The organism is Allosphingosinicella indica, assembly GCF_900177405.1.
GTDB lineage: Bacteria > Pseudomonadota > Alphaproteobacteria > Sphingomonadales > Sphingomonadaceae > Allosphingosinicella > Allosphingosinicella indica.
This window is the reverse complement of the sequence record NZ_LT840185.1, coordinates 2,678,625-2,698,466: the sequence shown is the minus strand read 5'-3', so window position 1 is coordinate 2,698,466 and position 19,842 is coordinate 2,678,625. Positions and strand designations below refer to the sequence as shown.

The following is a 19,842-nucleotide window of genomic DNA, read 5'->3' as shown; positions in this document are numbered from 1 at the left end:
GCTTCGTGCCAATAACCGATCTCTCCCCCCCACCGCCGCTTGCGCCCGACGTGGCGCTGTTCCTCGATTTCGACGGGACGCTCGTCGAGCTTGCCGAAGCGCCCGACGCGATTTCGGTGCCGCATCATCTGCCGCGCCTGCTGACCCGGCTGGGAGAACGACTCGACGGACGCATCGGGATCATCTCGGGCCGCGCGCTCGCCGATCTCGAACGCCATCTCGATTGCCGCGGCTTCGCTGTCTCCGGCTCGCACGGTGCCGAGCTGCGCCTGGGCGACGGCACGTCGCTCCCAGTCGAGACGCCGGAATCGCTGTCCGCCGCGCGGATCGCAGTGCGTGCGCTGGCTACGCGTTTTCCCTTGCTGATCGTCGAAGAAAAGCCGGCTGGTATCGCCGTCCACTATCGCCGCGTGCCTGAGGCCCAGGATGCCGTGATCGCTCTGATGACCGAGCTGGCCGAGGGCGACGGCTTCGTCCTCCAGCGCGGCAAGATGGTGGCAGAGCTGCGCCCGCGCGGGGCCGACAAGGGCGCTGCGCTTCGCCGCTTGATGAGGGAACCGAAGTTCGCGGGCGCGCGTCCTCTCTTCGTGGGAGACGATCTTACCGATGAAGACGCGTTCGCCGCAGCCGCGTCGATCAACGGCGCCGGCATACTCGTCGGTCCGCCGCGCAAGACCGCGGCGCGCTGGCGTCTCGCCGATGTCGCGGCGGTAGCGGCCTGGCTTGAAGAGGGAGCAAGATGAGGAACCTGTCGCTCTGGCCGATCGGCAATTGCCAGGTGAGCGCGCTGATCGACGACACGGGCACCTTCGTCTGGGGTTGCGCGCCGCGGATCGACGGCGACCCTCTGTTCTGCGGCCTGCTCGAGCCGCGCAGCGACGGCGAGAGTGCGCTCGGCGAATGGCGCATCACGCTCGAAAATCAGGACAAGGTCGAGCAGCGCTATCTCGGCAACACGCCAATCCTCTCGACGCGGATCACCGACACCGATGGCGGCGCGATCGAAATACTCGACTTCTGCCCGCGCTTTCCGCGCTCCGGCCGGATGTATCGGCCGGTGGCGTTCGTCCGCATTGTCCGCCCCGTCTCGGGCGCGCCGCGGATGCGCGTGCGGCTCAATCCAGCGAAGAATTGGGGATCGGAAGCGGCCGAGCGGACCAACGGCACCAACCACATCCGCTATCTGCTCAAGCCCCAGCCGCTTCGCCTCACCACGGACGCGCCGATCGGCCACGTTCTCGAAGGGCGCGCGTTCCGGGTCGAGAAGGCGCATCATTTCTTTCTCGGACCCGACGAGCCGTTCGTCGGCAATGTCGGCCATACGCTTGCGGCAATGCTTCACCAGACGTCGGACGAATGGCGGCTGTGGGTGCGCGGCCTCGCCATTCCTTTGGAGTGGCAGAAGGTCGTGATCCGCGCCGCGATCACGCTCAAGCTCTGCCAGCATGAGGAGACTGGCGCGATCGTCGCCGCAATGACCACTTCGATTCCGGAGGCGGCGAGTTCCGGCCGCAACTGGGACTATCGCTACTGCTGGATCCGCGACGCTTATTACACCGTCCAGGCGCTCAACCGGCTGGGCGCGCTCGACGTGCTGGAGAATTACCTCTCCTACCTGCGCAACATCGTCGACGAGGCGCAGGGCGGCCACATCCAGCCGCTCTACACCGTCAATGGCGATCCGAAGCTGGAGGAGTGGGTGGCCGAAGGGCTGGCGGGCTATCGCGGCATGGGCCCGGTGCGCGTCGGCAACGCCGCCTACACCCAGATCCAGCACGATGCCTATGGCCAGATCGTCCTTTCCAACGTCCAAGCTTTCTTCGACGAGCGGCTATTGCGCAAGGCAACGACCGACGATTTCACGGCGCTGGAGCGGGTCGGAGCGCGCGCGTTCGAGATGTATGACCAGCCCGATGCGGGGCTATGGGAATTCCGCACGCGCACCAGCGTCCACACCTACAGTTCGGTGATGTGCTGGGCGGCGTGCGACCGGCTCGCCAAGGCGGCGGACGCGATGGGCCTGGACGAGCGCGCCTCCTACTGGCGCGAGCGTGCCGACGAAGTGCGCGCCGTCATCGAGGAGAAGGCCTGGCACGCCGGCGAGGAGCGGTTCGCGGCTACGTTTGGCGGTGACGAGCTTGACGCGAGCCTGCTCCAGCTCATCGACATGCAATTCCTCGGCCGCGACGATCCCCGCTTCCTCGCCACCTTCGCCGCGGTCGAGAAGGGGCTGCGGCGCGGCGAACATATGCTGCGCTATGCCGCGGAGGACGATTTCGGCCTGCCCGAAACCGCGTTCAACTTCTGCACCTTCTGGCTGATCGAGGCGCTGCATCTCGTCGGCCGCGAGGAGGAAGCGCGGGCGCTTTACCTTAACATGCTTGAGCGGCGCACCCCCGCCGGGCTGCTATCCGAGGACACCGATTTCACGACCGGCGAACTGTGGGGCAATTATCCGCAGACTTATTCGCTCGTCGGCCTGATCAATTGCGCCGGGCTGCTCTCCCGGCCGTGGAGCGCGATACGGTGAGCCGCCTGATCGTCATTTCCAACCGCGTCTCGGCGCCCAAGGGCCAAAGCGGCGGATCGCAGGGCGGGCTTGCGGTCGCGCTCGCCGCGGCGCTGCGTGAATATCGCGGCATCTGGTTCGGCTGGTCGGGCGGCATGACCGATCATTTCACCGGCCACATCGATCTGCAGCGGCACGAGGGCGTGACCACTGCGACGATCGACCTCGAAGGGCAGGACGTCGACGAATATTACAACGGCTATGCCAACAAGACGCTGTGGCCGCTCTTTCACTATCGCATCGATCTCGCCGAATATGACCGCAGTTTCGGCAGCGGCTACGAGCGGGTCAACGAGCGTTTTGCCGAGACGGTCGCGCCGCTGATCGAGCCCGACGATCTCGTCTGGGTGCACGATTATCATCTCATCCCGCTCGGCCAGCAGCTTCGCCAACGCGGGCTCAAGAACCGGATCGGCTTCTTCCTGCACACGCCGTGGCCGCCGGCGCGCCTCCTGACGGCGCTGCCGTTTCACCAGCGGTTGGTGCGCTCAATGCTAGCCTATGATCTCATCGGCTTTCAGACCGAGGAATGGTTGCTCTCTTTCCGCCACTATATCGAGGAGGAGCTTGGCGGCACCGTGGACCCCGACGGCACTGTCCGTGTCGGCGATCGCACACTCAGGGCCGCGGCTTTTCCGATCGGCGTCGATTACAAGGATTTCGCCGACACCGCCGCCAGTCAGGAAGCCGCCGAGGCCTGCGCGACGCTTCAGGACTCTGCTGAACTCAAGAAGGTCATCATCGGCGTCGACCGGCTCGATTATTCGAAGGGCATCGAGGAACGGTTCAACGGCTACCGCCGCTTCCTGGAAGAGAATGACAATTGGCGCGGCAATGTGACCTTGCTCCAAATTGCGCCGCCCTCGCGCGGCGAAGTCCACGCTTATGAAGCTATCCGTGAGCGGCTCGACGAATTGAGCGGACGCATCAACGGCGAGTTCGCGCATGTCGACTGGGTGCCGATCCGCTATGTCAACCAGGGTTATGGCCGCGCCGCGCTCGCCGGCTTCTACCGCGCTGCGGATGTCGCGCTGGTCACCCCCTTGCGCGACGGCATGAATCTAGTCGCCAAGGAATATGTCGCCTCACAAAACCCCGACGATCCCGGCGTCCTCATCCTTTCGCGCTTCGCGGGCGCCGCGCACCAGCTTCGCGAGGCGATCATCATCAATCCCTACAGCAAGGACGAGCTGTCCGACGCGATCCGCTCGGCGCTCGAAATGCCGCGGGAGGAGCGCATCCGCCGCTGGAATGCGCTCATCGAAAGCGTCAAGCGCGACGACGTCGTCGCCTGGCGGCGCGATTTCGTCGCGGCGCTCGAAGGGGTCAAGGTGGCCGCCTGACCCGTCACTGCGATCCGGCGAGCCGCACCGGACGCTCGGCCGCGGCTATCGCGATCGCGCGTTGCTCGGAAATCGCGGCCAGCGTCGCGTCCCGGCACTCGCGGACCTTGCTGCGCCCCTCGGCGTCCGCGTCCGACGGATGCCCGCACACCTCGCGCACGGCACGCGCGATGCGCTGGTCGAGCCGCGCGCGGCCATTTGCAGACGTGAGATCGAGGTCGACGGTGAGCACCACTAGCGAGGGTTGCGCGGCGAGCTGAGCCGACGCGGGCGCGGTGACGGCTGCACCGGTCAGCGCGAGAAGGAAGAGGGCGTTTCGCATTGTATGTCTCCGCTTGGCGCCGGATCGTGCCGGCGGAGTGCCCAGATAGTCCGCCGTCCGCGGCCGCGGGAGCAACGATGTTGCGCGACCATTCTGCGAAAGTGCAGAATGATCGCGGTACCGGGATGGCGCATTGGGATTGGGATGATGTTCGATTGGAACGACCTGCGCGCCTTCCTGGCGGTCGCCGAAGCGGGGAGCACGCTCGCCGCCGCCCGTGCGCTGCGTGTCAGCCAGACCACGGTCGCGCGACGCATCGCTGCGCTGGAGGCAGCGATCGGGCTGACCTTGTTCGAGAAGCGGCAGGCTGGCTATGCGCTGACCCCGATCGGCCAGGCGCTGGTCGAGGCTGCGCGGGAAGTCGCTTCGGCCGCCGGACGCTTCGCCGATGCCGCATCCGGCGCGGCGCGCGACGTCAGCGGCGCTGTGCGGATCACCACGCTCGAAATCTACGCGGTGACCATCCTGCCGCCGATCCTCCGCGATCTGCACGACGCCCACCCCGGCATTCAGATCGAGCTCGACATGAGCGAGGAGCCGCGCGATCTCGCCGCCGGCGCTGCCGATATCGCGCTCCGCAACGCCGCCGCGCCCGACGGCCCGGGCCTTGTCCGCCGCAAGGTCGCCGACGATCCCTGGACGCTCTACTGCAGCCGCGCCTTTGCCGATGCGCACGGCGTCCCGCGCAGCCGCGACCAACTTGCGCAGCATCCGATCGTCGGCGGGGGCGGGGACAAGGTGTGGCGCGCCTATCGCGCCTGGCTGCAGCGCCACGATCTCGAAGGCGCAGTCGCGATGCATCAGGGCTCGGTGATCGGGCTGCTCGCCGCGGTGCGGTCGGGGATCGGGCTCGCGATCCTGCCGAGCTTCGTCGCCGACCGCGATCCCGATCTCATCCGCTGCCTGCCGCCCCGCGAAGGCGATCCGGCCGCGATGTGGCTGCTGACGCACGAACGCCTGCGCCACGTGCCGCGCATCCGGACCGTGCTCGATTTCCTCGGTGAGAGACTGACCCGGCTGGCGAAAGCCTGAGCCAGCGCGGGCCCCGGCTCGTGCCGGGGCCGAACGCCTTTAGCGGCAGCGCACGTCGTTGCTGCGCTCGACTCCGCGGCCGAGCAGCGCGCCGAGCGCACCGCCGATCAGCGTGCCAGCGGTACGGTTGCGGCCGCCGTCGATCAGATTGCCGAACAGCGCGCCACCCGCGCCGCCGATGATGAGGCCGGTCGTGCCGTCGGTCCGGCGGCAATAATAGCGGCCGTCCGATCCGCGATAGACATAGTCGTTCTCGGACAGCAAACGCTCCTGATAGCGCGGATCGTCGCGATAATAGCGCGCGGCGTCATAGTCGGTCGCGTAAGGATCGCGCGCGCCATAATCGCGGTCGCGATAGTCCCGGTCGCGATAATAGCCGCCGCGGCGGCTGCGCGCGTCCTCATAGCGCTGGCGCTCGCGCTCGTAGAGCGCGCGCTCGTTGTCGAACCGTTCCTGGGCCGCCTGCCAGCGGGCTTCCTCGGCGCGCGTCTGGGCGACGGCGGGGGCGGTGAAGGCGGGGATGGCGGCAAGCGCCGCGAGGGCGACAAGGCTGGTCCGCATGGGTCAATCTCCTAGATACGCGTTACAAACGACCTCATTGTGCCACGCGTCTGCTCAGGGAGAAAGCGCGATGCGGCGGAAGGTTGCAAAAGCCTCCGCGGGGCGGCCTCAGCGCCGGTTGGCGCGGTTGTCGCGGTCGATGGCCATCATGATGCCGAGGCAGATCATCACCGTCAGCATCGCCGATCCGCCGTAGGAGAAGAGGGGGAGGGGAATGCCCACCACCGGGGCGAGCCCCATCACCATCAGGAGGTTGATCGCGAAATAGAAGAAGATGGTGAGCGTCAGCCCGGCGGCGGTGAGGCGCGAGAAGCGGCCCTTGGCGTCGAGCGCGACGCGCATGCCCCAACGGAAGATGAGCGTGAAGCAGGCGATGAGGAACAGTCCGCCGGCCAGTCCCCACTCCTCCGCCATCGCCGGGAAGATGAAGTCGGTATGCTGCTCGGGAAGGTAGTTGAGGTGGCTCTGGGTGCCGTTGAGGAAGCCCTTGCCGAACAGCCCGCCCGATCCGATCGCGATCTTGGACTGGGTGATGTGATAGCCCGCGCCGAGCGGATCGTCCTCGGGATTGAGGAAGATCAGCAGCCTCTTCTGCTGGTGTGGCAGCAGGAAGGAGTAAGCCAGCGGCACCAAGGCGGCGACCGCGGCCATGCCGCCGAGGAACAGCCGCAGCGGCAGTCCGGCGAGAAACATCACCACGATCGCCGAGAAGATCAGCAACAGCGCGGTGCCGAGATCGGGCTGGATGAGGATGAGCACGCCCGGCACCATCGTCAGCGCCGCCGCCGGCCAGATCGCGCTGAACCGCCGTATCTCGCCCGCCGGGAGCGCGGCGTAGAAGGAGGCGAGCACGAGCACGAGCACCGGCTTCATCAGTTCGGAGGGCTGGAGCCGGAGCGGGCCGAGCTCCAGCCAGCTCTGCGCGCCGCCGCGGACTGCGCCGATGGTCTGGACGACCACGAGCAGCAGCATGATGATACCGTAGGCCGGGAAGGCGGCGCGCTTGAATGTGTCGATGCGCACGTAGGAGATCAGCACCGCCATGCCGAGCAGCGCGAAGAAGCGGACGAAATGGTTGAGCGCCCAGGGCGTGATCGATCCGCCGGCGGCGGAGAAGAGCGTGACGCCGCCGAACATGCCGACCGCGACGACGAGCAGCAGCAGCCGCCAGGGCAGCCGCGCGATCGTCTGCGGGACGACGCCGTCGACCATCAGGCGGTGCCCTGCGATGCCTTGAGCGCGGCTTCGGCGGCGGCTTGTGCTTCGCGCGCCGGCTTGCCCGCCACCCAGGCGGCCGCCTGCGCCTCCATCCGCTTGGCGATGTCGCCGCCCCAGCCTTCCTCCATCGGCAGCAGCGCTTCCATCGCCTTCTGCTTGTCGAAGAGGTAGGTGAGCACGTCCTTGGCGACCGGCGCGGCGGCGCGCGATCCGCCCATGCCATGCTCGATCACCACCGATGCGGCGTAGCGCGGATTGTCGGTGGGCGCGAAGCATACGAACAGGCCGTGATCGCGATATTTCCACTCGCCGCCCTGGCCGCGCTGCGATCCGGCGATGCGGCGCACCTGCGCGGTGCCGGTCTTGCCGCCCATCTCGATGCCGGGAAGCTGGAGGCGGCTGCGCCCCGCGGTGCCGTTGCCGTTGACTACTTCCCACATGCCGCTGCGCACCGTCTCGAAATGCTCGGCGGGCATCGGCAGTGCTTTAGGCACGGTCCTGTCGCCGCCGATCAATCTCGGCTGGAGGTTCTTGCCCGATGCGATCCGCGCTGACATCACCGCGAGCTGGAGCGGATTGACGATCAGATAGCCCTGGCCGATCGACGCGTTGAGCGTGTCGGACTGCGTCCATTCCTGCTTGTATTTCCGCCGCTTCCACTCGGAATCTGGCACCGTGCCGAAGCTCTGCGATTCTACCGGAAGATCATATTTGGCGCCGAGGCCGAGCTGGCGCGCATAGCCTGCGATATGATCGTAACCGACCCGCCGCCCCATCGCGTAGAAGTAAGTGTTGCAGCTCTTCGCGATCGCCCGGTGCATGTTCATCGGCCCGTGGCGGCCGAGGCAGCGGAAGAAGCGGTTGCCGAGATTGTAGCCGCCGCCGCAGCTCACCGTCTCTTCGGGTTTAACGCCCGCACCCAGCAGCGCCATCGCCACCATCGGCTTGATCGTCGAGCCCGGCGGGTAGAGCGCGTTGAGCGACTTGTTGATCAGAGGGTGGCGCTGATCGGCGGAGAGCATGTTCCACTCGTCGTGGCTGATCCCGTCGGAGAAGCTGTTGGGATCGTAAGCCGGCATCGACGCCATCGCGAGGATGTCGCCGTTGTGGAGATCGATGACGACCACCGATCCGGATTCGTTGCCGAGCCGCCGCGCCGCATAGGTTTGAAGCCCCGCGTCGATGGTGAGCGGCATCGGCGCGCCGCTCTTGTCGGCGAGGGTGGAAAGCTCGCGCACCAGCTTGCCGCGCGCGGTGACTTCGACGCGCTTGGCGCCGGGTTGGCCGCGCAGGCGCTCCTCCATCGTCTTTTCAAGACCCTGCTTGCCGATCTTGAAACCAGGCGTCAGCAGTAGCGGCGCCTTGTTCTCGGCTTCATATTCCTTGCGGTTGGGGATGCCGACATAGCCGATCAGGTGGCCGACCGCGGCGCCATCGGGGTAGAAGCGCGAGAAAGCGCGGAGCGGCGAGACGCCGGGAAGTTCGGGCAGTCGCACCGTCACCGCGGCGAATTTCTCGAACGAGAGGTTCTCCGCCACTGCGACCGGCTGATAGCCTGCGGCACCCTTCAGATCGTCATGGATGCGCTCGATCTCGTCGCTGCTGAGCCCGAGGATCTTGGTGAGCTCGGCGATGATCCGCTCACTGTCGCGCAGACGATCGGGGATGAGATCGACCCGGAAATCGCTGCGGTTGATCGCGATCGGCTGGCCCTGCCGGTCGACGATCCAGCCGCGCCGCGGCGGAATGAGCTGCATGTGGACGCGGTTGCCCTCGGCGAGCAATTTGTAGCGCTCGTTTTCGGCGATCGCGATATAGCCGAGCCGCCCGGCGAGGATCGCCGCGACGCCGCCCTGCAACGCACCAAGGACCATGGCGCGGCGGGTGAAGGTGAAAGCCTGCGAATTCTCGGTGATCAGCGGCGGGGCGCGGCGCCTCATCGCGTAAGTCTCCACCGGTCGAGCCCGACGACGATGCGCGACACGATCGGATAGGCGAGGATCGCCAGCCCGATCTGCGGCAGCATGATGGCGAATTCGATCCGGCTTCCCATGAGCCAGGCGATATACCAGCCGCCGGCTGTATGGAGAATGACGAGGACCGCGGCGAGCAGCCAGTCCATCCAATAATCGCGATAGATGGCGCGGCTGTCGATCAGATCGACGATCAGGAAGGCGATCGTCCAGAGCGCCATCGCCTGGCCGATGGGATGGCCGGCGAACACGTCATCGACGAAGCCCAGCGCCAGCGCGGCCTTGGCGGTCCACATCTCGGGCCGCAGCAACCGCCAGGCGAGCGCGGTGAGGAAGGCGAAATCGGGAACCAGCGGCGTCTCGATCACGATCGGCAGGATCGAGAGCGCGATGGCGAAGAGGATCGAACCGACGGGGACGTAGGACCGGCGGACATATTTCATCCGCATGTCGTGCGGGGTGAGGGCGATCCGGCTCACGGGCGGGGAGGCGCCGGTGCGGGCGGCGGAGCGGTCGGCGCGGTCGGCGCGATCGGCGCGTTCGCCTGCGGCATGTATGCGGGAAGCACGATCGCGAAATCGAGCTTGCCCGGATCGGCGAGCGGCTGAGCAATGGTGAGGTCGCGCGTCACCTTGAGCACCCGCGCCACCGGAATGCCGGGCGGATAGATGCCGCCGACGCCGGATGTGAACACCACGTCGCCGCGGCGGAACGGGCTCTGGCCGACCTCGAGGGTGCGCAGCTCGATCGTGCCGTCGCCGCGCCCGGTGGCGAAGGCGGGCGTGCCGTCGCGCGCGAGGACGATGGGGACGCTGTTGCCGCCGTCGGTGACGAGCAGCACGCGCGCTGCCGAGCGGCCGGTCTCGACGACGCGGCCGACGAGCCCGTCGACCGAGCGCACTGGCTGGCCGATCACCACCCCGTCGCTGCCGCCGACGTCGATCGTCGCCAGCCGGCGCGCGCTATCGAACGTCGATCCGACGACGCGGCCGGTGGCGACCGCCGTCTCGGCGCGCTGGCTGATGCCGAGCAGCGCCTTCAGCCGCCTATTCTCCTGCCGCAGCGCCTGCGCCTCGATCGCCGCGCGGCGCCGCTGGGCGAGCTCGCTCCGCAACGCCTCGTTCTGCGAGGCAGCGAAGAAATAGGCGTTCACCGAGTCGATGCCGTCGCCGATTCCGCGCACCGCTCCGCGCCCGGCCGAGGAGACCGGCGCGGTGAGATCAAGCGCAAGGCCCTTGAGCCCGTTGAACCCGCGCGGATCGATGACCGCGACGATCAGCAGCAGCAGCGCGAGGATGACGCCGCCGGCCGCCACGACATAAGACAGGAACAGGCCGTATTGCGCCCGCCGGGAAAAGCCCGGGCGCCGTTTGGATGGCGGCGCCATTATCCGTTCCTCTGCCCGATCAGGCGGTGGTCAGCACGCCGCGGAAGACCTCTTCCTCCAGCGCGCGACCCGTGCCGAGGGCGACGCAGGTCAGCGGATCGTCCGCGACCGTCACGGGGAGGCCCGTCTCGTCGCGCAACACTTCGTCCAGACCCTGCAGCAGCGCGCCGCCGCCGGTGAGCACGATGCCCTGGTCGACGATGTCGGCGGCCAGTTCCGGCGCGGTATTCTCGAGCGCGATGCGTACGCCCTCGACGATCGTGCCGACCGGCTCGGACAGCGCTTCGGCGATCTGCCGCTGGTTGATCGTGATTTCCTTGGGCACGCCGTTGACGAGATCGCGGCCCTTGATCTGCACCGAGAGGCCGTCGCCGTCCGACGGCGGCTTGGCGATGCCGACCTGCTGCTTGATGCGCTCGGCCGTCGCTTCGCCGATCAGGAGATTGTGGTTGCGGCGGACATAGGAGGAGATCGCCTCGTCCATCTTGTCGCCGCCGACGCGCACGGAGGTGGTGTAAGCAAGGCCGCGCAGCGAGAGCACCGCGACTTCGGTCGTCCCGCCGCCGATGTCGACCACCATCGATCCGATCGGCTCGGTCACCGGCATGTCGGCGCCGATCGCGGCCGCCATCGGCTCCTCGATCAGCCAAACCTGACTGGCGCCCGCGTTGGAGGCGGCGTCGCGGATCGCGCGGCGCTCGACGGAGGTAGAACCGGAGGGCACGCAGATCACGATCTCGGGCCAGCGCGGGAAGCGGCGCTTGCCATGCACCTTCTGGATGAAATGCTTGATCATCTGCTCGGCGACATCGATGTCGGCGATAACGCCGTCACGCAGCGGCCGGATCGCCTCGATCTGGTCGGGCGTCTTGCCCATCATCAGCTTGGCGTCGTCTCCCACCGCCTTGACGCGCTTGACGCCGTTGATCGTCTCGATCGCCACCACCGACGGCTCGTTGAGCACGACGCCGCGGCCGCGGACATAGACCACGGTATTCGCCGTGCCGAGGTCGATCGCCATGTCGTGGGACGGGAATTTGAGAAAACGCCAGAAGGACATTGGGGGAGGTCTCGCTTCCTGAAAACCGGGCGCGGGAGAAGGGTGCGGACCCCCGCGATTTCGCCTCTATAGGGTGCCGTCCGGGGCGGCGTCCACCACAGTTGAAGGGCGCTCGCAGGACGGCGCGCCTTGGTCTAGGGGAGGGCGCATGTCAATACGCCGCCTGCCCGAACATCTGGTCAACCGCATCGCCGCCGGCGAGGTGGTCGAGCGGCCCGCCAGCGCGCTGAAGGAGCTGGTCGAAAATGCGATCGACGCGGGCGCGACGCGCATCGCGATCGCGCTCCAGGCGGGCGGGACGGAGCGGATCGAGGTCGCCGACGACGGCTGCGGCATGGACCGGGATGAGATGGCGCTGGCGCTGGAGCGGCACGCCACCTCCAAGCTCCCGGACGACGCCATCGATCAAGTCGCGACGCTCGGCTTCCGCGGCGAGGCGCTGCCTTCGATCGCCAGCGTCGCGCGGATGCGGATCGAAAGCCGGGTGAGGGGCGCCGACGGCTGGCAGCGCACCGTCGACAATGGTGTGGTGGCGGAAGAGGGGCCGGCGGCGCTCCCGCCGGGCACGCGGATCACGGTCGAGGATCTGTTCGCCCGGGTACCCGCGAGGCGCAAGTTCCTGCGCTCGCCCCGATCCGAATATGCCGCCTGCGTCGATGCGGTGAAGCGGCTCGCGATGGCGCGGCCCGACATCGGCTTCACGCTGGAGCATGACGGGAGGCGGACGCTCGCGGTCCAGCCGGGCGAGTCGCGGCCCGATAGGGTGGCGGCGCTCACCGATCGCGGCCTCGCCGACAACAGCGTGGCGGTGGACCATTTGCGCGGCGATATGCGGCTCGGCGGGGTCGCCGGGCTGCCGACCTTCAACCGCGGCGTCGCCGATCATCAATATCTCTTCGTCAACGGCCGTCCGGTAAAGGACCGGCTGCTGATCGGCGCGGTGCGCGGCGCCTATGCCGAAATGATCCCGCGGGATCGCCATCCCTTGCTCGCTTTGTTCGTCGATCTCCCGGCGAGCGAGGTCGACGTCAACGTCCACCCGGCCAAGACCGAGGTCCGCTTCCGCGATCCTGGCGGTGTCCGCGGCCTCATCGTCGGCGGCCTCCGCCACGCCCTCGACGCCGCCGGCCACCGCAGCGCCCAACGCCCGAGCGCCGCCGCCTTGGGGAACTGGCAGACCGAAACCTCTCCCCTCCGCCATTCCCGCGAAAGCGGGAACCCAGCTTCTTTCTTCTCGGCTCACTTAGAAGGCTGGGCCCCCGCTTTCGCGGGGGTGACAGGGGAGGTGCGGGAGCAGTTCCTCGACTACGCCCCCCAGGCCCGCGCCGAGCCCGCCACCGAGCCACCGCCGCAAGCCGCCGCGCACCCGCTCGGCGTCGCGCGCGGGCAGGTCGCGGCGACCTATATCGTCGCCGAGGCGGAGGACGGCCTCGTCATCGTCGATCAGCACGCGGCGCACGAGCGGCTGGTGCTGGAGCGGATGCGCCGCGCGATGGCCGACGGCGGCGTTGCGCGCCAGGCGCTCCTGCTCCCCGAAGTGGTCGAACTCGATGAGCCGGCGTGCGACCGGCTGGAAGCGCGCGCCGCCGAGCTCGCCGAAATGGGGCTGGAGGTGGAACGCTTCGGCCCGCGCGCGATGCTGGTCCGCGCGACCCCGGCGCTCTTGGGTCAGGGCGATTCCAAGGGCCTCGTCACCGATCTCGCCGACGAGCTGGCCGCCTATGACGACGCGCTGAGCCTTCGCGAGCGGCTCGACCATGTCGCCGCGACCATGGCCTGCCACGGCAGCGTCCGCGCCGGCCGCATCCTCTCGGTCGCTGAGATGAACGCGATCCTCCGCGAAATGGAAGTCACCCCCCACTCCGGCCAATGCAACCACGGCCGACCGACCTGGGTGAAACTGGCGCATGGTGATATCGAAAAGCTGTTCGGGCGAAAGTGAGGGCCAGTTTCCGCCTATTGCCATTGCTGCTATAAGTGTCTGCTATAAGCGCGGGTTTTAGCACGACATGGACGTGTCTGATTTCATCAATCTGTCAGTAATGGCGATGGCATTCCCAGGGCCAATCGTAACAGGCTTTATACCCCGAAGGTGGCTGATATTTTGGATTATATTCGTCATTCTTTTTTACGCTATTTGGATGATCTTCTTTGAAGGCATTTTGCAGGTTTTGGATAGGCAAGACGGTTGCCCTGGAGGTGGATGTTTTGCATCTGTAATCGTTTTATTATTTCTCCTCGTAGTTGGGATAGGTTTCAACGCGATCGTTATAATTGGCAGGGGTATCCGCGAAATCTTCTCGAACGAAAGCTATATTCGATAAGGCTGTTTCTACCGCGGAGAGGTGCCGGCCGCAGGTGGCAGCGGCTGTTTTCCTACACGTACGAATTCTGCGATAACGAGCAACTCGAACTCTTCCCATCATCCGCTTTTTTGAACTCGAGTTCAGCCCTAGCAAGTTGATCCGCGCAAACCTCATGGCCAGTGCGAACATTGGGACCTTTCGGCTGCCTCCATCACGGCTTGGCGAGATTTCTCAGTCGGGCGCCGGCGGCTTCGATCGGGTGGGCGGCGGCTTCGGCGCGGCTGGCTTTGAGGCGGGGGTAGCCGGCCTTGGCGTCGGCGATCAGCCGCTGGGCGAGATGGCCTTCGCGGACGTCGCGGAGGATGCGGCGCATCTCGGTGCGCGTTTCGGCGGTGACGATGCGGCGGCCGCCCTCCAGCGCGCCGAACTCGGCGGTGTTGCTGATCGCCTCGCGCATCCCCGCGATTCCGCGCTCGGTGATGAGGTCGGCGATCAGCTTCACTTCGGTGAGGCATTCGAAATAGGCGACTTCGGGCGAGAAGCCCGCCTCGACCAGGGTGTCGAACCCGGCCTGGATCAGCTCGGGGATCGCGCCCCAGATCACCGCCGCCTCGTTGAACAGATCGGCCTCGCATTCCTCGGCGAAGCTGGTCTCGATCATGCCCGCGCGCCCGCCGCCCAGCGCCGCGGCATAGGAGAGCGCCAGCGCCTCGGCGCCGCCCGATGCGTCCTGCGCCACCGCGAACAGGGTGACGAGCCCGCGGCCCGCCGCATATTCGGAGCGAAGCGCGGTGCCGGGCCCCTTGGGCGCGACCAGCATCACGTCGAGATCGGCACGCGGCACGATCAGCCCGAAGCGGATCGCGAGGCCGTGCGCGAAGACGAGCGCGGCGCCCTGTTTCAGATGGGGCGCGAGGTGGCGCTCGTAGACTTCGGCCTGATCCTCGTCGGGAAACAGCATCACCGCGACGTCCGCCCAAGCTGCCGCATCGGCGAGGTTCGTCACCCCAAGCCTGTCCGCCTCGGCCCGTGCCCTGCTGGCGCTGCCCTCGCGCAGCGCGACGACGAGTTCGCCGACGCCGCTGTCGCTGAGATTCAGCGCCTGCGGCCGCCCCTGGTTGCCGTATCCGAATATCGCGACTTTGCGGTCGCGGATGAGGGCAAGGTCGGCATCGGCATCAAACAAGGCGCGCATGGCGGGGGATTAGGCGATGCGGGGCAGGGCGGCAATCTTAAGGCCGAACTCCCCTCCCTTCGCGGGGGACAGGCGGAAAGGTCGAACCGTCGGAGAGGGAGGGGCCGGGGGTGGGTTTCGCTCCTTCTCCGGGCATAACCCACCCCCAACCCCTCCCTCGCAACCGATGGCAACTGTCCGTCATTCGCCGAGGGAAAGGAGGGGGGATTTAGCGAGTATAAGGCCCAATGCCTCTTCCACTTTATCCCCCTCCAGCGCCGCCTCGAACCGCGGCCATTCCGCCGGCGGCTGGTGGCGGAACCAGGTGTATTGGCGCTTGGCGTAGCGCCGAGTCGCGGTGCGGCCGGCTTCGAGCGCTTCTTCGCGGGTCGCTTCGCCGCGGACGAAGGCGGCGATCTCGCGGACGCCGATCGCGCGCATCACCGGCAGGTCCGGATCGAGCGCGCGGTCAAGCAAGGCTTCGACCTCCGCGATCCCCTCAGGCGCCATCATCGCGGCGAAGCGGCGGTCGCAGCGTTCGTAGAGCCAGTCGCGCGGCGGCAGCAGGACGAGCGGCGCGAGCGCGATATCGCCGCCGATCCCGCCCGATCGTTTGGCCTGCCAGTCGGCGAGCGTCCGGCCGGTCGATCGGACCACCTCCAGCGCGCGGGCATTGCGCGTCGCGTCGGTCGGGCGAAGGCGCGCCGCGGCATCGGGATCCTCGATCGCCAGCGCCGCATGCGCCTCGGCGACGGCCATCGCCCGCACCGTGGCACGTACCGCGGGGTCGATGTCTGGCACCGGCGCGATGCCGTCGAGCAGGGTGCGGAGATAGAGGCCGGTGCCGCCCGTCAGGATCGGCAGCCGCCCCTCGGCATGCACCTTGGCGATCGCGGCCTTGGCGAGCGCCGCCCAATCCGCCGCCGAGCAGGCCTCGGCGCCGTCGCGGATGCCGTAGAGCCGGTGCGGCGCGCGCGCCTCGTCCGCCGTATCCGGGCGCGCCGAGACGATCGCAAGGTCGCGGTAGAGCTGCGCGCTGTCGGCGTTGATCACCGTACCGCCGGTCCGCTCGGCGAGGGCGAGCGCCAGCGCCGACTTGCCGCTCGCCGTCGGCCCCGCGATAAGCGCCACCGCTGGCAAGGAAGACGAATCCATGTTCATCGCGACGGTGATAGCATCGGGCGGGCTATCGAGCGCGCTGCTTTCGGACGCCGAGGATGCACTGCGCGATGCCGGGATCGAGCCGATGGGGCGGAGCTGGGTGGAGCGCGACATCGCCTGCGATCTGCTGTTCTCCGCATCGCCCCGCGCGGCCGAGGCGGCGCTGGAGCCGCTCCGCGCCCACGTCGACATCGCCGTCCAGGGCGAGGCGGGGCGGCGCAAGCGGCTGCTCGTCGCCGACATGGATTCGACCGTCATCACCGTCGAGTGCATCGACGAGCTTGCCGATTTCGCCGGGGTGCGCGCCCGCGTTGCCGAGGTCACCGAGCGGGCGATGCGCGGCGAGTTCGATTTCGAAGGCGCGCTGGAGGAACGGGTGGCGCTGCTGAAGGGGCTGCCGGAGCGGACGCTGGCGCGCTGCTATGAAGAGCGGGTGAAGCTGACGCCGGGCGCCAAGGCGCTGGCGCATACGATGCGGGCGCACGGCGCGCGCTGCCTGCTGGTCTCGGGTGGTTTCACTTACTTTGCCGATCGCGTGGCGCAGCGGGCGGGTTTCGATCGCGCTGCGGCGAACCGGCTGGAGGTGGCGGACGGCGCACTTACCGGCACCGCGCTACCCCCGGTGCTGGGCGCTCAGGCGAAGAAGCAGGCGCTGATCGACGAGGCGATCGCGATGAGCATCGACCTGTCCGAGACGATGGCGGTGGGCGATGGCGCCAACGACATTCCGATGATCGAGACCGCGGGGCTCGGCGTCGCTTATCACGGCAAGGCCGCGGTCAATGCCGCCGCGCAGGTCCGCATCGCGCACAATGATCTTGGTGCGTTGCTTTATCTGCAAGGCTATGCCCGCGCCGAGTGGCGCTGAGCGGTCAGGCCGGGCGGCTCATGTCCGAAGCGATCGCCGCCATCGCGAAGGCGACTGAGGCCTCGCCGCGCTCGAAGCCGATCGCGATGCCGTCATTGGCGAGCGAGCTGACCACACCGCGGATCGCGCCCGCTTCCGGGTGATGCAGCTCGATGCCCGCGCCGAGCGGGGGCCGTGCGCAGGTTTCGAGGAAGGCGCCGGCGGCGGACACGTCGCGGAGCGCCGCTGGGCTGGGGAGATCGGCGATCAGCACGCACATGCTGCGCCGACGCCAGCGCGAGGCCATGGCCGTGGACCCGATGAACCTGCGCCGTGCACCCATGACCGCCCCCTTACGCGATTGAGCCGCCGTCTTACCGGGGATGCGGAAAGATAAGGTTAAACTCAGGGCGCGACCGGGAAGCAGGCCTGGCCGGCAGCCTTGGCTGCCGCGCAGACGCCGTCGGCGGCGGATTTGCTGGCGATCGGACCTACGCGCAGGCGGGTGAACTTGCCTGCCGGTTGATAGGAGGGTGTGAAGCCCGACAGCGCGGAGAGCTTGCCGAGCTTGCTCCACTGCGCGCGGGCGGCATCCGGGCTGTTGTAGGCGCCGAGCTGGACCTGCCAGCGTCCGCCCGCGGCAGGCGCGGCGGCAGGCTGCGGGGCCTTCGTGGCTGCCTTGGCGGCAGGTGCGGGCGCAGGCTTGGGCTTCACCGGCTCGGCGGGCTTCAGGACGCTGCCGGCGCGTGGCAGATCGGCGCGCGCCATCGCGGCCGGGTTCGGTTGCTTCGCCGCGGCCTCCATCTGGCGGGCGAGCGCGATGCCGCGCGTTTTGTCCGCCTGCGCCATATGCTTGTCCATCTGGGCGAGATTGTTGGCGGCGGGCGGCAGCCCCTGCGCCGAGGCGCGGGTCATCAGCGCATAGGCGCGGGCGCGGTCCTGCGGCACGAAGTCGCCGTTGAACATGGCGGTGCCGAGAACATATTGCGCGCGGGCATCGCCGCGATCGGCGGCTTTGCGGATCCAGGGCATGGCGTCGAACTGCTTGCCATTCTGGAAGAGCAGCAGGCCGAGATTGGCTTGCGCCTGATCGTGACCCTGCTGCGCGGCCTTCTGATACCAGCTCTGCGCGATCTTGAGATCGGCGGGCACGCCGCGGCCGAGCTTGTAGGCCTGGCCCATATTGAACTGCGCGTCGGCATCGCCTTTGTCGGCGAGTGGGCGCCAAGCGCGCACCGCGCCGGTGAAGTCCTTGCGGCCCCAGGCATCGACGCCGGCCTTGACCGGATTTGCGCCCGGCGCGCTCGCGGCAGGCGGCGCAGCCGCGATGCAGGCGAGGGCGGCGCAGGCCAGGGCAGTCAGTCGCGTGAAGGACATGTGCGTCTCTCCGTTGGATACGAAGCGCGGTGTAGAAGCGAATGGTTAACGCGCTCTTAGCATGTTTTTCAACGGCTTCGGATATCGTCTCCGAAATGGACCTGGCGATCGGCCGCGCCGGCCAGTTAACCGGATATTAGCGACATCGGGCGCAATTCCCTCCGCAATCGAACCGCAAGCCGAGGGGAAATCATGCGCGTTCTCGCATTGTCGTCGCAGAAGGGTGGATCGGGCAAGACCACGCTCTCCGGCCACCTCGCCGTTCAGGCGCAGCGCGCGGGCGCGGGCCCCGTCTGTCTGATCGACATCGATCCGCAGGGCTCGCTCGCCGATTGGTGGAACGAGCGCGAGGACGACATGCCCGCCTTCGCGCAGACCACGGTCGCGCGGCTCGGCGCCGATCTCGAAGTGCTGCGCCAGCAGGGCTTCAAGCTCGCCGTCATCGACACGCCGCCGGCGATCACGATGGCGATCCAGAGCGTCATCCAGGTCGCCGAACTGATCGTCATTCCGACCCGCCCGTCGCCGCACGACCTGCGTGCCGTCGGCGCCACCGTCGATCTGTGCGAACGCGCGGGCAAGCCGCTGATCTTCGTCGTCAACGCGGCGACGCCCAAGGCCAAGATCACCTATGAGGCCGCGGTCGCGCTGTCGCAGCACGGCACCGTCGCTCCGGTCACGCTCCACCACCGCACCGATTTCGCCGCCTCGATGATCGACGGCCGCACGGTGATGGAGGTCGATCCCAAGAGCAAGTCGGCCCGCGAGGTCGAGGAGCTGTGGGAGTATGTCTCCGACCGTCTCGAGAAGAATTTCCGCCGCACCGTCTTCGCCGCGCCGGGGATGATGCCGGCGCATGCCGCCGCGCAGCGGCCCGCCAGCGGCTTCGGCCGGCGCGTGGTGGGGCAGTGAAGGGGATGGGCATGACCGACATCAAACCCTTCGCCTCGCTCTCCTCCGGCCTGCTCGCCCGCAAGGGCGCGGCCAAGCCGGCGATGCGTCCGCAGGGCTTCGGCCATTTCGGTGGCAATATCGAGGATCTCGGCTGGAACGATATGGGCCAGGCCGGCGGCTTCGAGCCGCAGCCCGAGCGCGTGCCGAGCTCCATCGCCGCGCTGACCCCGGCGCCGTCGGCGTCGGACAGCGAGGAGCATGTCATCCCTGAAGTCGCGCCCGAAGCACCGACGCCGCCTCCGGTCGTCGAGCAGCAGCGCAGCATCGAGGCCAAGTTCGGGGGCAGCGACAAGCCCGTTCGCGTCAAGGTCCAGGCGACCGCCGCGGTCGTGCCCTTGCCGCAGGTTCCGCGCGCCGCCGCGGGCGCCAAGGGTAAGGCGGCGTTCACGCTCCGCCTCGATCCCGATCGTCATCTGAAGCTGCGCCTCGCCTGCGCGGTCAACCATCGCTCCGCGCAGCAGATCGTCACCGAAGCGCTCGACGCCTTCCTCGACGCGCAGCCGGAACTCGATTCGCTCGCCGGGCAGGTGCCCGCTGCGGGCGGCAAGCGGCACTGAG

At 67.9% G+C, this 19,842-nt stretch carries 19 protein-coding genes; 8 read left to right on the top strand and 11 right to left on the bottom strand.

Annotated elements, in window-relative coordinates; all coding sequences use genetic code 11:
* Positions 1 to 5: 5 nt before the first annotated feature.
* From otsB to otsA, 3 genes are read left to right on the top strand one after another with little or no spacing between them, the layout of a single operon-like run.
* On the top strand, positions 6 to 743 hold the full coding sequence (otsB, locus tag B9N75_RS13345; protein ID WP_244552362.1) for a trehalose-phosphatase: 738 nt from the start codon (positions 6 to 8) through the stop codon (positions 741 to 743).
* A complete protein-coding gene (locus B9N75_RS13340; RefSeq protein WP_085219232.1) occupies positions 740 to 2,530 on the top strand; it encodes a glycoside hydrolase family 15 protein in 1,791 nt (596 codons plus the stop codon). The genes otsB and B9N75_RS13340 overlap by 4 nt, the downstream gene beginning before the upstream one ends.
* On the top strand, positions 2,527 to 3,912 hold the full coding sequence (otsA, locus tag B9N75_RS13335; RefSeq protein ID WP_085219705.1) for an alpha,alpha-trehalose-phosphate synthase (UDP-forming): 1,386 nt from the start codon (positions 2,527 to 2,529) through the stop codon (positions 3,910 to 3,912). The genes B9N75_RS13340 and otsA overlap by 4 nt, the downstream gene beginning before the upstream one ends.
* 4 nt (positions 3,913 to 3,916) lie before the next feature.
* Here the strand turns inward: otsA and B9N75_RS13330 are convergent, their stop codons facing one another.
* Positions 3,917 to 4,234, bottom strand: coding sequence for a UrcA family protein (locus B9N75_RS13330; RefSeq protein WP_085219231.1), 318 nt, complete (start codon positions 4,232 to 4,234; stop codon positions 3,917 to 3,919).
* Positions 4,235 to 4,378: 144 nt separating this feature from the next.
* Between B9N75_RS13330 and B9N75_RS13325 the strand changes: the two genes are divergently transcribed.
* Positions 4,379 to 5,266, top strand: a complete 888-nt coding sequence (locus B9N75_RS13325) for a LysR family transcriptional regulator (RefSeq protein ID WP_244552361.1) — start codon at positions 4,379 to 4,381, stop codon at positions 5,264 to 5,266.
* A 39-nt stretch (positions 5,267 to 5,305) separates the two neighbouring features.
* Here B9N75_RS13325 and B9N75_RS13320 read toward each other — a convergent pair whose 3' ends face one another.
* From B9N75_RS13320 to B9N75_RS13295, 6 genes are all read right to left on the bottom strand, one after another.
* Positions 5,306 to 5,827, bottom strand: a complete 522-nt coding sequence (locus tag B9N75_RS13320) for a glycine zipper 2TM domain-containing protein (protein ID WP_085219230.1) — start codon at positions 5,825 to 5,827, stop codon at positions 5,306 to 5,308.
* A 108-nt stretch (positions 5,828 to 5,935) separates the two neighbouring features.
* A complete protein-coding gene (gene rodA, locus B9N75_RS13315) occupies positions 5,936 to 7,039 on the bottom strand; it encodes a rod shape-determining protein RodA (RefSeq protein ID WP_085219229.1) in 1,104 nt (367 codons plus the stop codon).
* Positions 7,039 to 8,985 (bottom strand): penicillin-binding protein 2, encoded by a 1,947-nt coding sequence (gene mrdA / locus B9N75_RS13310; RefSeq protein ID WP_085219228.1) that lies wholly within the window; start codon positions 8,983 to 8,985, stop codon positions 7,039 to 7,041. Before mrdA ends, rodA begins: the two co-directional genes overlap by 1 nt.
* Positions 8,982 to 9,497, bottom strand: coding sequence for a rod shape-determining protein MreD (mreD, locus tag B9N75_RS13305; RefSeq protein WP_157123854.1), 516 nt, complete (start codon positions 9,495 to 9,497; stop codon positions 8,982 to 8,984). Before mreD ends, mrdA begins: the two co-directional genes overlap by 4 nt.
* Positions 9,494 to 10,405 carry a rod shape-determining protein MreC gene (gene mreC, locus B9N75_RS13300; protein WP_085219226.1) on the bottom strand — a complete coding sequence of 304 codons (912 nt, stop codon included), beginning with the start codon at positions 10,403 to 10,405 and terminating at the stop codon, positions 9,494 to 9,496. The genes mreD and mreC overlap by 4 nt, the downstream gene beginning before the upstream one ends.
* A 19-nt stretch (positions 10,406 to 10,424) precedes the next feature.
* On the bottom strand, positions 10,425 to 11,465 hold the full coding sequence (locus B9N75_RS13295; protein WP_085219225.1) for a rod shape-determining protein: 1,041 nt from the start codon (positions 11,463 to 11,465) through the stop codon (positions 10,425 to 10,427).
* 148 nt (positions 11,466 to 11,613) lie between these two features.
* Here B9N75_RS13295 and mutL point away from each other — a divergent pair, with 148 nt between their 5' ends.
* Positions 11,614 to 13,407 (top strand): DNA mismatch repair endonuclease MutL, encoded by a 1,794-nt coding sequence (gene mutL, locus B9N75_RS13290; RefSeq protein WP_085219224.1) that lies wholly within the window; start codon positions 11,614 to 11,616, stop codon positions 13,405 to 13,407.
* A gap of 575 nt (positions 13,408 to 13,982) precedes the next feature.
* On the opposite strand, the gene ilvC is transcribed toward mutL, so the two are convergent.
* Together ilvC and miaA are read right to left on the bottom strand one after the other, a co-directional pair.
* Positions 13,983 to 14,966 carry a ketol-acid reductoisomerase gene (ilvC, locus tag B9N75_RS13285; RefSeq protein WP_085219223.1) on the bottom strand — a complete coding sequence of 328 codons (984 nt, stop codon included), beginning with the start codon at positions 14,964 to 14,966 and terminating at the stop codon, positions 13,983 to 13,985.
* Positions 14,967 to 15,146: 180 nt separating this feature from the next.
* A complete protein-coding gene (gene miaA / locus B9N75_RS13280) occupies positions 15,147 to 16,100 on the bottom strand; it encodes a tRNA (adenosine(37)-N6)-dimethylallyltransferase MiaA (protein ID WP_085219222.1) in 954 nt (317 codons plus the stop codon).
* Here miaA and serB point away from each other — a divergent pair.
* Complete coding sequence (serB, locus tag B9N75_RS13275) at positions 16,099 to 16,974, top strand: phosphoserine phosphatase SerB (RefSeq protein ID WP_085219702.1); 876 nt, start codon at positions 16,099 to 16,101, stop codon at positions 16,972 to 16,974. The genes miaA and serB overlap by 2 nt on opposite strands.
* A 4-nt stretch (positions 16,975 to 16,978) precedes the next feature.
* Here serB and B9N75_RS13270 read toward each other — a convergent pair whose 3' ends face one another.
* A complete protein-coding gene (locus tag B9N75_RS13270; protein ID WP_072046882.1) occupies positions 16,979 to 17,260 on the bottom strand; it encodes a hypothetical protein in 282 nt (93 codons plus the stop codon).
* Positions 17,261 to 17,358: 98 nt separating this feature from the next.
* Positions 17,359 to 18,330: an SPOR domain-containing protein gene (locus tag B9N75_RS13265; protein ID WP_085219221.1), complete on the bottom strand. Its 972-nt coding sequence runs from the start codon at positions 18,328 to 18,330 to the stop codon at positions 17,359 to 17,361.
* Between the two features lie 192 nt (positions 18,331 to 18,522).
* Between B9N75_RS13265 and B9N75_RS13260 the strand changes: the two genes are divergently transcribed.
* Together B9N75_RS13260 and B9N75_RS13255 are read left to right on the top strand one after the other, a co-directional pair.
* On the top strand, positions 18,523 to 19,242 hold the full coding sequence (locus tag B9N75_RS13260; protein WP_085219220.1) for a ParA family protein: 720 nt from the start codon (positions 18,523 to 18,525) through the stop codon (positions 19,240 to 19,242).
* Positions 19,243 to 19,253: 11 nt separating this feature from the next.
* Positions 19,254 to 19,841 carry a hypothetical protein gene (locus tag B9N75_RS13255; protein ID WP_085219700.1) on the top strand — a complete coding sequence of 196 codons (588 nt, stop codon included), beginning with the start codon at positions 19,254 to 19,256 and terminating at the stop codon, positions 19,839 to 19,841.
* Position 19,842 lies beyond the last annotated feature (1 nt).

Excerpts from the sequence above, each read along its gene's own strand:
- ilvC (WP_085219223.1), bottom strand. The coding sequence starts at position 14,966 with ATGCGCGCCTTGTTTGATGCCGATGCCGACCTTGCCCTCATCCGCGAC.
- B9N75_RS13325 (WP_244552361.1), top strand. The coding sequence starts at position 4,379 with ATGATGTTCGATTGGAACGACCTGCGCGCCTTCCTGGCGGTCGCCGAA.
- B9N75_RS13340 (WP_085219232.1), top strand. The coding sequence starts at position 740 with ATGAGGAACCTGTCGCTCTGGCCGATCGGCAATTGCCAGGTGAGCGCG.
- B9N75_RS13330 (WP_085219231.1), bottom strand. The coding sequence starts at position 4,234 with ATGCGAAACGCCCTCTTCCTTCTCGCGCTGACCGGTGCAGCCGTCACC.
- mutL (WP_085219224.1), top strand. The coding sequence starts at position 11,614 with ATGTCAATACGCCGCCTGCCCGAACATCTGGTCAACCGCATCGCCGCC.
- B9N75_RS13320 (WP_085219230.1), bottom strand. The coding sequence starts at position 5,827 with ATGCGGACCAGCCTTGTCGCCCTCGCGGCGCTTGCCGCCATCCCCGCC.
- B9N75_RS13260 (WP_085219220.1), top strand. The coding sequence starts at position 18,523 with ATGCGCGTTCTCGCATTGTCGTCGCAGAAGGGTGGATCGGGCAAGACC.
- miaA (WP_085219222.1), bottom strand. The coding sequence starts at position 16,100 with ATGGATTCGTCTTCCTTGCCAGCGGTGGCGCTTATCGCGGGGCCGACG.
- serB (WP_085219702.1), top strand. The coding sequence starts at position 16,099 with ATGTTCATCGCGACGGTGATAGCATCGGGCGGGCTATCGAGCGCGCTG.
- rodA (WP_085219229.1), bottom strand. The coding sequence starts at position 7,039 with ATGGTCGACGGCGTCGTCCCGCAGACGATCGCGCGGCTGCCCTGGCGG.
- mreC (WP_085219226.1), bottom strand. The coding sequence starts at position 10,405 with ATGGCGCCGCCATCCAAACGGCGCCCGGGCTTTTCCCGGCGGGCGCAA.
- B9N75_RS13270 (WP_072046882.1), bottom strand. The coding sequence starts at position 17,260 with ATGGCCTCGCGCTGGCGTCGGCGCAGCATGTGCGTGCTGATCGCCGAT.
- B9N75_RS13295 (WP_085219225.1), bottom strand. The coding sequence starts at position 11,465 with ATGTCCTTCTGGCGTTTTCTCAAATTCCCGTCCCACGACATGGCGATC.
- B9N75_RS13265 (WP_085219221.1), bottom strand. The coding sequence starts at position 18,330 with ATGTCCTTCACGCGACTGACTGCCCTGGCCTGCGCCGCCCTCGCCTGC.
- B9N75_RS13255 (WP_085219700.1), top strand. The coding sequence starts at position 19,254 with ATGACCGACATCAAACCCTTCGCCTCGCTCTCCTCCGGCCTGCTCGCC.
- mrdA (WP_085219228.1), bottom strand. The coding sequence starts at position 8,985 with ATGAGGCGCCGCGCCCCGCCGCTGATCACCGAGAATTCGCAGGCTTTC.